Origin of the sequence: Nocardioides taihuensis, from assembly GCF_042657275.1 — a bacterium.
Classification (GTDB): Bacteria; Actinomycetota; Actinomycetes; order Propionibacteriales; family Nocardioidaceae; genus Nocardioides; species Nocardioides taihuensis.
The window spans coordinates 25,526-38,924 of the sequence record NZ_JBHSKD010000004.1; the positions used below are offsets into that span (position 1 = coordinate 25,526).

Here is a 13,399-nt window from a genome sequence, read left to right on the forward strand (position 1 = left end):
GAAACCGTGCCCTCGGATGGTTTCCTTTGGGCCGGTCGTTGGTAGGGTCGGTGCTGCAGCAGGTGCAAAGTTCCAGCAGGTCTGACGCCCGCGGAGTTTGTGATCCAACGGCGTTTCTTCATGTGTGTCCCAGCGTCACGCAGGTCGGAGCGACGTGTCACCGCATCTGGTGCGGGTCGCCGAAGTGGCGGCTCACGCCCCGATGAAGGAGTAACGAGCGCAATGGCTCAGGGCACCGTGAAGTGGTTCAACGCCGAGAAGGGTTTCGGCTTCATCGCGCAGGAGGACGGCGGCGACGACGTCTTCGTGCACTACTCGGCGATCCAGACCCAGGGCTACAAGTCCCTGGACGAGAACCAGAAGGTCGAGTTCGACGTCACCCAGGGCCCCAAGGGCCCGCAGGCGGAGAACGTTCGCCCGGTCTGACCGGCTCCGGCCGGCCCTGCTGAGAGGTCCTCGACCCCCCAGCTGTCTGGACAGGTCCCCCACCCGTACGGGTGGGGGACCTGTGCTTTCCGGGGGATCTCTGGGTTACTTTTCGGTCATCAGCGTTTGCAGGTTGGGTTCATCGGGCAGTCTGGTGTCAGGTACTCCGCCCCCTCAGAACGCGAAGGAAACCCACTCGGTGCACGACCAGTTCGACGTCACGCTGGAGGACTCCGACCTCCTCGGTGAGGTGGAGCTCACCACCAACCTCATCATCGCGGCCTCGGAGTCCGAGGTCCGTCTGTCGACGGACGAGATCGACCGCATCCTCGGTGTGGTCCCGCTACCACGCGGCTGACCCCGGGGCGACGCACCGTTCCATACCCGACGGGGGTATGCTGGACCCATGGACGGGCACCAGCACGGCTACCTGCACCGCAAGGACGAGCTCCTCAAGCGGATGCGCCGCATCGAGGGCCAGGCCCGGGGGGTGCACCGCATGGTCGACGAGGAGCAGTACTGCATCGACATCCTCACCCAGATCTCCGCGATGACGAGCGCCCTCGAGGCCGTCTCCATCGCCCTCGTCGACGAGCACCTGCGCCACTGCGTGGTGGACGCCGCGCGCGCCGGTGAGGACGAGGGGCGCGAGAAGGTCGACGAGGCGATGGCCGCGATCGCCCGCCTGATCAGGTCCTGAACCACCCGACCCCGGAGGAGCACCCCGTGAGCACCACGAGCACCTGGCACGTCACCGGCATGACCTGCGGCCACTGCGTCGCGTCGGTCAGCGAGGAGATCGGCGAGATCGCCGGCGTCGAGTCCGTCGACGTCGTCCTCGACAGCGGTGAGGTCACCGTCACCAGCGCCGAGCCGCTGACCCGCGAGGCGGTGGCCGCAGCCGTGGACGAGGCGGGCTACCAGCTGGCATGAGTGCGCCGCTGCGCGTCGCCGCGTTCGTCGTCCTCGTGGTCGTCGCGTTCGGCGCGGCGGCCGGGATCGGTCGCGCCGTCGGCCCGCTCGACACCGCGGCCGAGCCCGTGCACGCCATGGACGACGGGCACGCGGACCACGGCGCGGCGGCCGAGCAGCTCCCCGCCGGGCTGCAGACCAGCGTCGCCGGGCACACCCTCGCCCTGGTCGACGACCGCCTGCCCGCGGGTCGCCAGGAGCTCGCGCTCACGATCACGGGGCCCGACGGCGAGCCGGTCACGGCGTACGACGTGCAGCACGAGAAGCAGCTGCACCTGATCGTGGTCCGGCGCGACCTCACCGGCTACCAGCACGTGCACCCCGAGCTCGACCCCGCCACGGGCGTGTGGACGACGGACGTGCGGCTGACGCCCGGCGCCTGGCGGGTCTTCGCCGACGTGGCGCCGACGGGCGCCGGCCCCATGGTGCTCGGCACCGACCTGATGGTCCCGGGCGAGTTCCGGCCCCGGCCGCTCGGCCCGGAGGACCGGATCGCGAACGTCGGGTCCTACCAGGTGGTGCTCAACGGGTCGCTGGTGACCGGCGAGACAGCGCTGACGCTCACCGTCAGCCGCGACGGGCGACCGGTCACCGACCTGCAGCCCTACCTCGGCGCCTTCGGCCACCTGGTCGCGCTGCGCGACGGCGACCTGGCCTACCTGCACGTGCACCCCGACGCGGAGCCGCTGCCGGGCGAGGTGGGCGGCCCCGACGTCGTCTTCCACGCGACCTTCCCGAGCGCCGGCCGCTACCGCATGTTCCTCGACTTCCGGCACCACGCCGCGGTCCGTACGGCGGTGCTCACCGTCGACGTCACCGGCGCGGGGGAGGCGGCGGGCCATGAGCACTGACCAGGAGACCGGCCGCGAAGCGGGCGTGAGCGTCGACCTCGACATCACCGGCATGACCTGCGCCTCGTGCGCCAACCGGATCGAGCGCAAGCTCAACAAGCTCGACGGTGTGGTCGCGAGCGTCAACTACGCCACCGAGCGCGCGCACGTGCAGACCGCCGGCGCGGTGTCCACCGACGCCCTGCTCGCGACGGTCGAGGCCGCCGGGTACGCCGCCACCGTGCACGCGCCCCGCCCACCCGCCGGCACCGGTCCGGAGCCGCCCGACCCGGCCGAGGTCGAGCTCGCGGCCCTGCGGCAGCGCCTCGTCATCTCCGCCGTGCTGACCGTGCCGGTGGTGCTGCTGGCGATGGTGCCGGCCTGGCAGTTCGACTACTGGCAGTGGGCCTCGCTCGTGCTCGCCTCGCCGGTGGTGGTCTGGGGCGCCTGGCCCTTCCACCACGCCGCCTGGATCAACCTGCGCCATGCCGCCACCACCATGGACACGCTCGTGTCGATGGGCGTGCTGGCGGCGTACGGCTGGTCGCTCGTCGCCCTGTTCTGGGGCTCGGCCGGGGAGCCGGGGATGACCCACCCCTTCGAGCTGACCGTCGGGCGCACCGACGCCCTCGACAACATCTACCTCGAGGCAGCCACCGGTGTGACCACGTTCCTGCTGGCCGGGCGCTGGTTCGAGAAGCGCTCCAAGCGCCAGGCCGGCGCCGCGCTGCGCGACCTGCTCTCGCGCGGCGCGCGCGAGGTGGCGCTGCTGCCCGATGGGCCCGACGGTCCGGAGCGGGTGGTGCCGACGGCGGAGGTGCGGGTCGACGACCTCTTCGTGGTGCGCCCCGGCGAGCAGGTGGCGACCGACGGTGTCGTGGTGAGCGGCACCAGCGCTGTCGACGCCTCGATGCTGACAGGTGAGCCGGTGCCGGTCGAGGTCGGCCCGGGGGACACCGTGGCGGGCGCCTGCGTCAACGCCGGGGGGCGCCTCGTCGTGCGTGCCACCCGCGTCGGCGCCGACACGCAGCTCGCACAGATGGCCAGGCTGGTCGAGGCGGCCCAGGAGGGCAAGGCGCCGGCCCAGCGGCTCGCGGACCGGATCTCGGGCTACTTCGTGCCGGCCGTGATCACCCTCGCCGCCGCGACCCTCGGCTTCTGGCTCGGAGCGGGTGCCGGGGCGACCACGGCCTTCGCCGCGGCGGTCTCGGTGCTGATCATCGCCTGCCCCTGCGCGCTGGGCCTGGCCACGCCGACGGCGCTGATGGTCGGCACCGGCCGCGGCGCGCAGCTCGGCATCCTGATCCGCGGGCCCGAGGTGCTCGAGTCCACCCGACGGGTCGACACCGTGGTGCTCGACAAGACCGGCACCGTCACCACCGGCCGGATGACCCTGGTCGACGTGGTCGCCGACGACGGCGAGTCCGTCGACGTCGTACGACGGGTGGCCGGGGTGCTCGAGTCGGCGTCGTCGCACCCGATCGCCCGGGCGGTCGCGGTCGGGGCGGGGGAGACCGGCAGCCCCGCCGGCTTCGCCACGGTCGACGGGCTCGGCGTCCGCGGCGTGGTCGACGGGCGGGACGCCGTCGTGGGCCGCCCGGCGTTCGTGCACGACGGCCCGCTGCCGCCGCGCCTGGCGGCCGCCGTCGAGTCGGCGTGGCTGGTGGGCCGCACGCCGGTCGCGGTCGGCTGGGACGGCCGGGTGCGCGGCGTCCTCGTCGTGGCCGACACGGTCAAGCCCACCTCGGCCGAGGCGGTGCGCCGGCTGCGCGCGCTCGGGCTGGCTCCGGTGCTGCTCACCGGCGACCACGAGCGCAGCGCACGGGCCGTGGCCGTCGAGGTCGGCATCGACGAGGTCGTCGCCGAGGTGCTCCCCGCCGGCAAGGTCGACGTCGTCCGCGACCTCCAGCAGCAGGGGCGGGTGGTCGCGATGGTCGGGGACGGCATCAACGACGCCCCCGCCCTCGCCCAGGCCGACCTCGGGCTGGCGATGGGCACCGGCACCGACGTCGCGATCGAGGCCTCCGACCTGACGCTGGTGCGCGGCGACCTGACCGTGGCCGCCGACGCGGTGCGGCTGTCGCGGCGCACGCTGGCCACGATCAAGGGCAACCTCTTCTGGGCGTTCGCCTACAACGCCGCTGCGCTACCGCTGGCCGCCGCCGGGCTGCTCAACCCGATGATCGCGGGTGCGGCGATGGCGTTCTCGTCGGTGTTCGTGGTCAGCAACAGCCTGCGGCTGCGGCGCTTCCGCTGATCAGCAGGTCGCGAAGAGCACCGGCCCCGAGCTGAGGTCGGAGAGCACGTACTGGCCCTCGACCGGGTCGAGCTCGAGCGTGACCAGGTCGCCCTCGGCGGTGACCGAGCGCACCGTGAACCGGTCGGTGAAGTCGCCACCCTGTCCCGGCGCCGGCCCCCGGGCCAGCGCCGACCGCGAGTCGGCGTTGGTGCGCGCCTGGTCCTCGCTCTCGAAGCCGAGCACGACCCGCACGTCGCCGCCGGGCTGCACCGACATCGCGAACCCGGTCACCGGGTTGACCTCGCCGGCGTCGGCGATCAGCTGCTCGGCGCGCGCCTGGTCTCCCGCGTCGGCCGACGACATGGCGAGCGCCGAGCAGGCGTACGTCCCGGCGTACACCGCGGCGGAGAGCGGCTCGCCGCTGGCCGCCACCACGTCGTCGAGCCCGTCGACCGGGTCCGCGTCACCGCGGACGGTGTCCATCGCGGTGGCGAGGTAGTCGGCGGTGTCGGAGGTGACGACGAGGTGGCGGTCGGCGTCGATGGCGAGGAACCCGAGCTCGGGGGTCAGGGTGCCGTCGACACGGGCGAGCACGTCGGTACCGCCCCGCCAGACGCCGTCCTCGTCGTCGGGTCGGGTGAAGCCGATCGCCTCGAGCCGGTCGCCGAGGGCCTCGAGGTCGGCGTCGTCGGGGAAGCGGAGGTAGTCGGCCGCGCCCGCCTCCGACTGCGTGAACAGCTCCCACTCGAGCGTCGCCGGCGAGAAGCCGAGCTGGGCGCGCAGCGTCTCCGCCGACGCCAGGAGTGCGGAGGTCGAGGTCAGGTCGGCGTCGTAGCCGTCGTCGAGGAACCGCTGCAGCTGCGCAGCCGAGGGGTCGTCGCCAGGGGCGTCGCCGAGCCGGTCGCGCACCGCCGCCCAGTCGGTCCACGAGAGGCGCTGGGACCCGGCTGGAGCCATCGTCACGGCCTTCTCCAGCTCGGTCCCGCGCGAGCCGAGCCACCAGACGACGCCCGCGGCGACCAGGGCCAGCACGACCACGGCGGCACCCGCCACCGCCCACCACTTGCGCACCGCTCGCTCCTGTCCGGGTCGGGTGGTGTGACACTAGCGGCATGACGCCGAGCGCCCTGCCCGACATCGTGGCCGCGGGCGCGGTCGTCGTACGGCGTGCCGGGAGCAGGCAGGGACCCGACGTGCTGCTGGTCCACCGGCCCCGCTACGACGACTGGTCGTTCCCCAAGGGCAAGCTCGACCGGGGCGAGGCGCTGGCGGCCTGCGCGGTGCGCGAGGTGGCCGAGGAGACCGGGGTCCACGTGCGGCTGGGGCCTCGGCTGTCGTCGCAGCGCTACGCGGTGCGGTCGCGGTCGAAGACCGTGCACTACTGGATGGGCCGCGTCATCGGCGACGACGACGTGAGCGGCTACCTGGTCAACCACGAGATCGACGACGTCGAGTGGCTGCCGTGGGACGAGGCGCTCGCCCGGCTCACCTACGAGCACGACCGCGACACCCTCGCCGAGGCACGGGCCTTCCGGCGCAAGAGCTACCCGCTGGTCGTGCTGCGCCACGCCGAGGCCCGCTCGCGCAAGCGGTGGCGGCTCGACGACCGCGAGCGCCCCCTGCTCGCGACGGGCGTGCGGCAGGCCGAGCGCCTGGTGCCGGTGCTCGCGGCGTACGACGTGGCGCGCGTGGTCACCTCCTCGAGCGTGCGGTGCATCCAGACCGTCGCGGCGTACGCCGGGCACAGCGGCTGGCCGATGGAGCTCGAGGACGGCCTGAGCGAGGAGGACGCCACCCACAAGAGCGTGGTCAAGGTCGTCGACGACCTGCTGCACTCCGGTGAGCCGACCCTCGTGTGCACCCACCGGCCGGTCCTCCCGGCCGTCTTCGACGCCCTCGGCGTGCCCGACGTGAAGCTGGAGCCGGGCGGCCTGCTGGTCGCCCACCACCGCCGGGGCGCAGTCATCAGCACCGAAGTCCACCAGCCGCGCTGACGCAACCGGCTGCGTGGCTGTTCACGTGATGGCCGTCTCCTTCTCGGCACCGGGTCAATTTCCGTGCGGGACGTGTTCACCGCCCGTTCACCGTCGCCGCCGGATCAGGACACCTCGTCTCCCTACGTTCGCAGGCGTCAGACACGACAAGACATCAGGAGAACGACGTGAAGACGACTTCCTTCCGCCGGGTGATCGTCCCCGGGATCGCGGCCCTCGCGCTGCTCGTCGCGGGGTGTGGCGCCGGCAACGAGGAGTCCTCGGGCGACAGCTCTTCGGACTCCGGGCTGTCGGGCACGCTGAACGGCGGCGGTGCCAGCTCCCAGGAGAAGGCCCAGGCCGCCTGGCGCGCCGGCTTCCAGGGTGACAACCCGGACGCGACCATCAACTACGACCCGGTCGGCTCCGGCACCGGGCGCGAGAACTTCATCAACGGCGCCTACTCCTTCGCCGGCACCGACTCCGCGATCAACAACGACGAGGGCGAGCTCGACGCCGCCACCGAGCGCTGCGGCGACGACGTGATCCAGGTCCCGGCGTACGTCAGCCCGATCGCGGTCATCTACAACCTCGACGGCGTCGACCAGCTCAACCTGTCCGCCGAGGTGATCGCGAACATCTTCAACGGCTCCATCACCAAGTGGAACGACCCGGCGATCGCCGACCTCAACCCCGACGCCACGCTCCCCGGCGACACCATCACCCCGGTGCACCGCCAGGACGACTCGGGCACCACCGACAACTTCACCCAGTACCTCGCGGCCGCCGGCAACGGTGCCTGGAAGGCGGACCCGGACGGCGTCTGGCCCGCGGAGTACAAGGGTGAGGCGGCCGAGGGCACCTCCGGTGTCGTCGGTGCGGTGACCGACGGCAGCGGGACCATCGGGTACGCCGACGCGAGCGCGGCCGCCGACCTCGGTGTCGCGGCGATCCAGGTGGGCGAGGAGTTCAACACACCGTCCGCCGAGGGCGCCGCCCAGGTGGTGGCGAACTCGCCGACCGTCGAGGGCGCCTCGCCCAACGACATGGCCGTCGACGTCGACCGGACCACCACGGAGTCGGGCTCCTACCCGCTGCTGCTGGTGTCCTACCTGCTCGCGTGCCCGACGTACGACAGCGCCGAGGAGGCCGACCTGGTCAAGGGCTACCTGACCTACGTCGTCTCCGACGCCGGCCAGCAGGCCGCCGCCGACGAGGCCGGATCGGCCCCGCTCGACAGCAGCCTGTCGGAGCAGGCCGCGTCGATCATCGACGCGATCTCGTCGGGCAGCTGATCAGCAGGAGACGATCCGTCACGGCGGCCCGGGGCGTGCACCCCCGGGCCGCCGTCGGGTCGTCCGAGGCACGAGGGAGACTAACGCCGTGACCGACACGCTCACGCCGGAGAAGCAGTCACCGCCGTCGACCGACCGACCGCCGAACTCGTTCTCCGACCGGCTCTTCGCCGGTCTGGCGCTGGCCGCCGGCATCACCATCATGGTGGCGCTGGCGGGCGTCTTCGTGTTCCTGGCCATCGAGGGAGCTCCGGGGCTCTCCGTCGACCCGTCGTTCTACGAGCCCGCGACGACGTTCGCCGGCTACGTGTGGCCGCTGGTCTGGGGCACCACGCTGGCGGCGCTGATCGCCCTCGTGTTCGCGGTGCCGTTCGCGATCGGCCTGGCGCTCTTCGTCTCCCACTACGCGCCGCGCCGGCTGGCCACGCCCGTGGCCTACCTGATCGACCTGCTCGCCGCGATCCCCAGCGTGGTCTTCGGCCTCTGGGGCGGGGGCGTGCTGAACCGCTACATGGTGCCGATCCAGGACTGGCTCTACGCCCACTTCTCGTGGATCCCCTTCTTCGCCGGCCCGCCGTCGGCCACCGGCCGCACCATGCTGACCGCGGGCGTGGTGCTCGCGATCATGGTGCTCCCGATCACCACCGCGATCTGCCGCGAGGTCTTCGCGCGCACGCCCCGGCTCAACGAGGAGGCCGCGCTGGCCCTCGGCGCGACGCGCTGGGAGATGATCCGCACGGCCGTCTTCCCCTACAGCCGCAGTGGCATGATCTCTGCCGTGATGCTGGGCCTCGGCCGCGCGCTGGGAGAGACGATGGCGGTGGCGATGGTGCTGTCGGCCTCGCCGATCGTGACCCTCAACATCATCTCGAGCAGCAACCCCGCGACGATCGCCTCCAACATCGCCTCCAACTACAAGGAGGCCACCCCCGACAAGCAGGCCGTGCTGATCGCAACCGGTCTGGTGCTGTTCGCGTTCACCTTCGCGGTCAACTTCGTGGCCCGCTGGGTCGCCGGTCGCAGCGATCGGAGGATGGCATGAGCACCCTGCAGCAGCAGCCGGCGCGCGAGAACGTCGCCGTCCACACCGTGCGGCTGCCCTCCTGGGCGCCGTGGCTGGTTGCCGCCGGCTCCTGCGGCGTCGGCGCGCTGGTCTGGCTGCTGACGACGAGCCTCGGCCTCGGCGTCCTCGCCGGCGTCGTCACCTTCCTGGTCGCGCTGCCGCTCTGGTCGGCCGCCGTCGAGAACCGCCGTGCCGCGGTCGACCGGCTCGCGACGTCGGTGGTCTGGACGACGTTCGCGGTCGCGATGGTGCCGCTGGTCTGGCTGGTCTGGACGGTGCTGAAGAACGGACTGCCGGTCATCAACGCGCAGTTCCTCACCTACTCGATGCGCAACGTCATCGGCGACGCGCAGGGCGGTCTCTACCACGCGCTCATGGGCACCCTGCTGATCACGGGCGCGGCGACCGTGATCTCGGTGCCGATCGGCGTCTTCTGCGCGATCTACCTCGTCGAGTACGGCAAGGGCAAGCGGCTCGCCCGGTGGATCACCTTCCTGGTCGACGTGATGACCGGCATCCCGTCGATCGTCGCGGGCCTCTTCGCGCTGTCGCTCTTCGTGATCATCTTCGGGCCGAGCGTCCGGATCGGCTTCGGCGGCGCGGTCGCCCTGTCGCTGCTGATGATCCCGACCGTGGTCCGCTCGACCGAGGAGATGCTGCGGCTGGTGCCCGACGACCTCCGGGAGGCGTCGTACGCCCTCGGGGTGCGGCGCTGGCGGACCATCGTCAAGGTGGTGCTGCCGACCTCGGCCGGCGGCATCGTCACCGGCATCATGCTGGCGATCTCGCGCGTCATCGGCGAGACCGCGCCGCTCCTGGTGGTCGCCGGCTTCACCGACTCCGTCAACACCAACCTGTTCTCCGACAGAATGATGACGTTGCCGGTCTTCATCTTCACCCAGTACTCGACCAGCACCGAGAAGGGCCTGTCCTACGCCTGGGGCGGGGCGCTCGTGCTGATCGCCATCGTGATGGTCCTGAACCTGACGGCGCGGATCATCGGCAGGATCTTCGCCCCCAAGACCGGGCGCTGAGAGGAACCAGGAACGACATGGCCAAGAGCATCGACGTCTCCGACCTCGACATCTACTACGGCGACTTCAAGGCCGTCGAGGGCGTGAACCTGACCATCCGGGCCCGCGCGGTCACGGCCTTCATCGGCCCCTCCGGCTGCGGGAAGTCGACCGTGCTGCGCTCGCTCAACCGGATGCACGAGGTGATCCCCGGCGCCCGCGTCGAGGGCAAGATCATGGTCGACGGGCAGTCGCTCTACGACCCCTCGGTCGACCCGGTCGCCGTACGCCGCCAGATCGGCATGGTCTTCCAGCGACCCAACCCCTTCCCGACGATGTCGATCTTCGACAACGTGCTGGCGGGCAACAAGCTGAACTCCAAGAAGATGTCGAAGTCCGACGCCGAGGCGATCGTCGAGCGGTCGCTGCGGCACGCCAACCTCTGGGACGAGGTCAAGGACCGCCTCAACAAGCCCGGCATGAGCCTCTCGGGCGGCCAGCAGCAGCGTCTCTGCATCGCCCGCGCGATCGCGGTCGAGCCGCAGGTGCTGCTCATGGACGAGCCCTGCTCGGCCCTCGACCCGATCTCGACCTCCGCGATCGAGGACCTGATCCACGAGCTCAAGAGCGACTACACGATCGTGATCGTCACCCACAACATGCAGCAGGCCGCGCGGGTCTCGGAGTACACCGGCTTCTTCAACCTCCGTGCCACCGGCGAGCCCGGCCGCCTCGTCGAGTTCAACGAGACCAAGAAGATGTTCTCCAACCCCGACCGCGAGGCGACCGAGGCCTACATCTCCGGCCGCTTCGGCTGACGCCGGGCTTGCGTCATACGGTCTGCCGGTCCTGACCAGCAGACCGTATGACGTCGCCCGAGGCGAGTTCTCCACAGATCGCTCAGCGGTCCGTCACGGGGCGTCCGGACGGGGCAGGCTCGGGGCATGCGCCGCCGGACCGACCTCGAGACCCGGGTCCGTGCTGCGCGCAGACGGCGGGCGGAGCGCCTCGCCGCGCAGCAGTCCGGTGTCATCTCCCGGGTCCAGCTCTACGCCATCGGCGTCACCCGGCACGAGGTGCGGGCCAACATCGTGGCGCGGCGGTGGCAGCGCTTCGGCCAGCAGTCGGTGGTCGTCCACACCGGGCCACTCGGTGACGACGAGAGAGCCTGGGGAGCTGTCTTCGAGGCCGGCCCCCGCGCGTTCCTCGACGGTGCCTCCGCGCTCAAGGCCTCGGGGCTGGAGAAGTTCGAGGTCGACAAGGTCCGGGTGTCGGTGCCCCGCGGGGCCCGCATCAGGCGCGTGCGCGGCATCGACGTCCGGCAGACCCGGCGGTGGGACGACGACGACCGCGCGCCGGGGAGCGGCGTACCGCGTAGCCGGCCCGAGGTCGCGGCCGTCCGGGGTGCGCTCTGGGCGAGGTCCGACCGCCAGGCGGCGCTGCTGGTGACCATGGCCGTGCAGCAGGGCCTGTGCACCGCCGAGGCGCTCGCGCTCGAGATGCTGCGGATCAAGCGCGACCGTCGGCGCAGGTTCCTCCACGCCGTGGTCCTCGACCTGCTCGGGGGAGCGCGCTCGCTCGGGGAGATCGACGTCGCGCTCGAGTGTCGTCGCCGCGGCCTGCCGGAGCCCTCGCGCCAGGTCGTACGGCGAGGGCCGAACGGCACGTACTACCTCGACGTCGCCTGGGAGGAGTGGGGCGTGGTCCTCGAGATCGACGGCATCCACCACTCCTGGGCGCAGAACGTCGTCCAGGACGCGCTGCGCCACAACGACGTCACCCTGCAGCGCGACCTCGTGCTCCGGCTGCCGCTGCTCGGCCTGCGGGTGGCCGCCGACGACTTCTTCGACCAGGTCGAGCGCGCCCTGCGGTCACGGGGGTGGCAAGGCCCGGACGTCATGCGTTCTGCCGGTCAGGACCGACGGACCGTATGACGCAAGCCCCTGCCTCAGAAGAGCTGGCCGAGGAGGTCGAACACCCACCAGCACAGGGCAGCGGCGAGGCCGGCCATGGGGAAGGTGAGGACCCACGCGATGAGGATCGAGCGGGCCACCCCCCAGCGCACGGCGGAGAGGCGCTTGGTGGCGCCGACGCCCATGACCGCCGAGGTGATGGTGTGGGTGGTCGAGATGGGGGCCTCGAAGACGTACGCCGTGGTGTACAGCACCGACGCGGCGACCGACTCGGCGGCGAAGCCGCGAGCGGGGTCGAGGTGGATGATCCGGCGGCCCAGGGTCCGCATGATCCGCCACCCGCCGGACCAGGTGCCCAGCGAGATGGCGGCGGCCGCGGAGAAGATCACCCAGATCGGCAGCGGGTCGTCCGAGGTGACGTACCCGCCGGTGAGCAGCGCCAGGAAGATCACGCCCATCGTCTTCTGCGCGTCCTGGAGACCGTGGCCCAGCGCCATCGCGGCCGCGGAGACCGTCTGCGCGAGGCGGAAGCCGCGGTTGGTCCGGTGGGGGTTCGCACGGCGGAAGAGCCACATGATCAGCACCATGACGGCGAAGCCGGCCGCGAACGCGAACACCGGCGAGACCAGCATCGGGATCGCGACCTTGTCGACGACGGTCGCCCACGACACGGTGACCCCGGCGGCCAGGGCCGCGCCCACCAGGCCGCCGATCAGCGCCTGGGAGGACGAGGACGGGAGGCCGAAGTACCAGGTGATCAGGTTCCACGAGATGGCGCCGAGCAGCCCGGCGAGCACGATCACCAGCCCGCTCACCCCGTCGGGTGGTGAGATCACGTCGGAGACGGTGTGCGCGACCTTCTGGCCCAGGAAGGCGCCGACGAAGTTCATGATCGCCGCCATGGCGAGCGCGACCCGGGGCGTCAGGGCGCGGGTCGAGATGGAGGTGGCGATCGCGTTCGCGGCGTCGTGGAAGCCGTTGGTGTAGTCGAACGCGAGCGCGACGACGATCACCGCGATGATGATCGCGACTTCGGCGGTCACCGGGTCAGGACTCCTTGACCGCGATCTGCTCCACCGTGTTGGCCACCTTCTCGAAGGCGTCGATCGAGCCCTCGAGCGAGTCGACGATGTCCTTGAGCTTCAGGACCTGGATGGCCTTGAACTCTCCGGAGAACAGGTGGGCGAGCGTACGGCGGTGGTTCTTGTCGCCGGCGTTCTCGAGCCGGTTGATCTCGATCCAGTACTCGTCGAGGTCCTTCATCGTCTGGAGGCTCGGCATCGCGGCGGCGGTGACCTCGGCGCAGCGCTGGATCACCTCGACCTGCTGGTGCAGCAGCGCCGGCATCTCGTGCACCTCGTAGAGCAGGATCAGGTCGACGACCTCGTCCATCATGTCCATGACGTCGTCGAGGCCCGAGGCCAGCGAGTAGATGTCCTCGCGGTCGAACGGCGTCACGAAGGTCTGGTTCACCCGCCGCACGATGGCGTGGGTCGTCTCGTCGGCGGCGTGCTCGGCCTCGCGCATCCGGCGCGCGATGTCGTCACGGTCCCCACCGTCGGCCAGCATCTCGGCGAGCAGCTCGGCGCCCACGACGAGGTGCTGGGCCAGCTCGGAGAAGAGGTCGTAGAAGGTGGTGTCGACCGGGCGGAACTTCAGGCGCACGGGTAGCTCC

At 71.4% G+C, this 13,399-nt stretch carries 15 protein-coding genes; 12 read left to right on the forward strand and 3 right to left on the reverse strand.

The window, feature by feature from the left end; translation table 11 throughout:
• Positions 1 to 222 precede the first annotated feature (222 nt).
• From ACFPGP_RS03175 to ACFPGP_RS03200, 6 genes are all read left to right on the forward strand, one after another.
• The gene (locus tag ACFPGP_RS03175) at positions 223 to 426 is read left to right on the forward strand and encodes a cold-shock protein (protein WP_056863399.1); all 204 of its coding nucleotides are present in this window, start codon (positions 223 to 225) and stop codon (positions 424 to 426) included.
• 199 nt (positions 427 to 625) lie between these two features.
• Positions 626 to 784, forward strand: coding sequence for a hypothetical protein (locus tag ACFPGP_RS03180; RefSeq protein ID WP_378586770.1), 159 nt, complete (start codon positions 626 to 628; stop codon positions 782 to 784).
• A gap of 48 nt (positions 785 to 832) precedes the next feature.
• Positions 833 to 1,126, forward strand: a complete 294-nt coding sequence (locus tag ACFPGP_RS03185) for a metal-sensitive transcriptional regulator (protein WP_378586773.1) — start codon at positions 833 to 835, stop codon at positions 1,124 to 1,126.
• Positions 1,127 to 1,152: 26 nt separating this feature from the next.
• Positions 1,153 to 1,359, forward strand: coding sequence for a heavy-metal-associated domain-containing protein (locus ACFPGP_RS03190; RefSeq protein WP_378586776.1), 207 nt, complete (start codon positions 1,153 to 1,155; stop codon positions 1,357 to 1,359).
• Complete coding sequence (locus tag ACFPGP_RS03195; protein ID WP_378586779.1) at positions 1,356 to 2,249, forward strand: hypothetical protein; 894 nt, start codon at positions 1,356 to 1,358, stop codon at positions 2,247 to 2,249. Before ACFPGP_RS03190 ends, ACFPGP_RS03195 begins: the two co-directional genes overlap by 4 nt.
• A complete protein-coding gene (locus tag ACFPGP_RS03200) occupies positions 2,239 to 4,485 on the forward strand; it encodes a heavy metal translocating P-type ATPase (RefSeq protein WP_378586782.1) in 2,247 nt (748 codons plus the stop codon). The genes ACFPGP_RS03195 and ACFPGP_RS03200 overlap by 11 nt, the downstream gene beginning before the upstream one ends.
• Here the strand turns inward: ACFPGP_RS03200 and ACFPGP_RS03205 are convergent, their stop codons facing one another.
• A complete protein-coding gene (locus ACFPGP_RS03205; RefSeq protein ID WP_378586785.1) occupies positions 4,486 to 5,538 on the reverse strand; it encodes a hypothetical protein in 1,053 nt (350 codons plus the stop codon).
• A 41-nt stretch (positions 5,539 to 5,579) separates the two neighbouring features.
• On the opposite strand from ACFPGP_RS03205, the gene ACFPGP_RS03210 reads away from it, so the two are divergent.
• The 6 genes from ACFPGP_RS03210 to ACFPGP_RS03235 all read left to right on the forward strand — a co-directional run bounded on the left by ACFPGP_RS03210 (position 5,580) and on the right by ACFPGP_RS03235 (position 11,745).
• Positions 5,580 to 6,461 carry an NUDIX hydrolase gene (locus ACFPGP_RS03210; protein WP_378586788.1) on the forward strand — a complete coding sequence of 294 codons (882 nt, stop codon included), beginning with the start codon at positions 5,580 to 5,582 and terminating at the stop codon, positions 6,459 to 6,461.
• A gap of 167 nt (positions 6,462 to 6,628) precedes the next feature.
• Positions 6,629 to 7,735, forward strand: coding sequence for a phosphate ABC transporter substrate-binding protein PstS (gene pstS, locus ACFPGP_RS03215; protein WP_378586791.1), 1,107 nt, complete (start codon positions 6,629 to 6,631; stop codon positions 7,733 to 7,735).
• A gap of 88 nt (positions 7,736 to 7,823) precedes the next feature.
• The gene (pstC, locus tag ACFPGP_RS03220) at positions 7,824 to 8,777 is read left to right on the forward strand and encodes a phosphate ABC transporter permease subunit PstC (RefSeq protein ID WP_378586794.1); all 954 of its coding nucleotides are present in this window, start codon (positions 7,824 to 7,826) and stop codon (positions 8,775 to 8,777) included.
• Complete coding sequence (pstA, locus tag ACFPGP_RS03225; protein ID WP_378586797.1) at positions 8,774 to 9,832, forward strand: phosphate ABC transporter permease PstA; 1,059 nt, start codon at positions 8,774 to 8,776, stop codon at positions 9,830 to 9,832. Before pstC ends, pstA begins: the two co-directional genes overlap by 4 nt.
• Positions 9,833 to 9,849: 17 nt before the next feature.
• Entirely contained in the window at positions 9,850 to 10,629 is a 780-nt protein-coding gene (gene pstB / locus ACFPGP_RS03230) for a phosphate ABC transporter ATP-binding protein PstB (protein WP_378586800.1), read from the forward strand.
• A 126-nt stretch (positions 10,630 to 10,755) separates the two neighbouring features.
• On the forward strand, positions 10,756 to 11,745 hold the full coding sequence (locus ACFPGP_RS03235; protein WP_378586802.1) for a hypothetical protein: 990 nt from the start codon (positions 10,756 to 10,758) through the stop codon (positions 11,743 to 11,745).
• Between the two features lie 14 nt (positions 11,746 to 11,759).
• Here ACFPGP_RS03235 and ACFPGP_RS03240 read toward each other — a convergent pair whose 3' ends face one another.
• Together ACFPGP_RS03240 and ACFPGP_RS03245 are read right to left on the reverse strand one after the other, a co-directional pair.
• On the reverse strand, positions 11,760 to 12,767 hold the full coding sequence (locus ACFPGP_RS03240) for an inorganic phosphate transporter (protein WP_378586805.1): 1,008 nt from the start codon (positions 12,765 to 12,767) through the stop codon (positions 11,760 to 11,762).
• 4 nt (positions 12,768 to 12,771) lie between these two features.
• Positions 12,772 to 13,389, reverse strand: coding sequence for a DUF47 domain-containing protein (locus ACFPGP_RS03245; protein WP_378586808.1), 618 nt, complete (start codon positions 13,387 to 13,389; stop codon positions 12,772 to 12,774).
• Positions 13,390 to 13,399 lie beyond the last annotated feature (10 nt).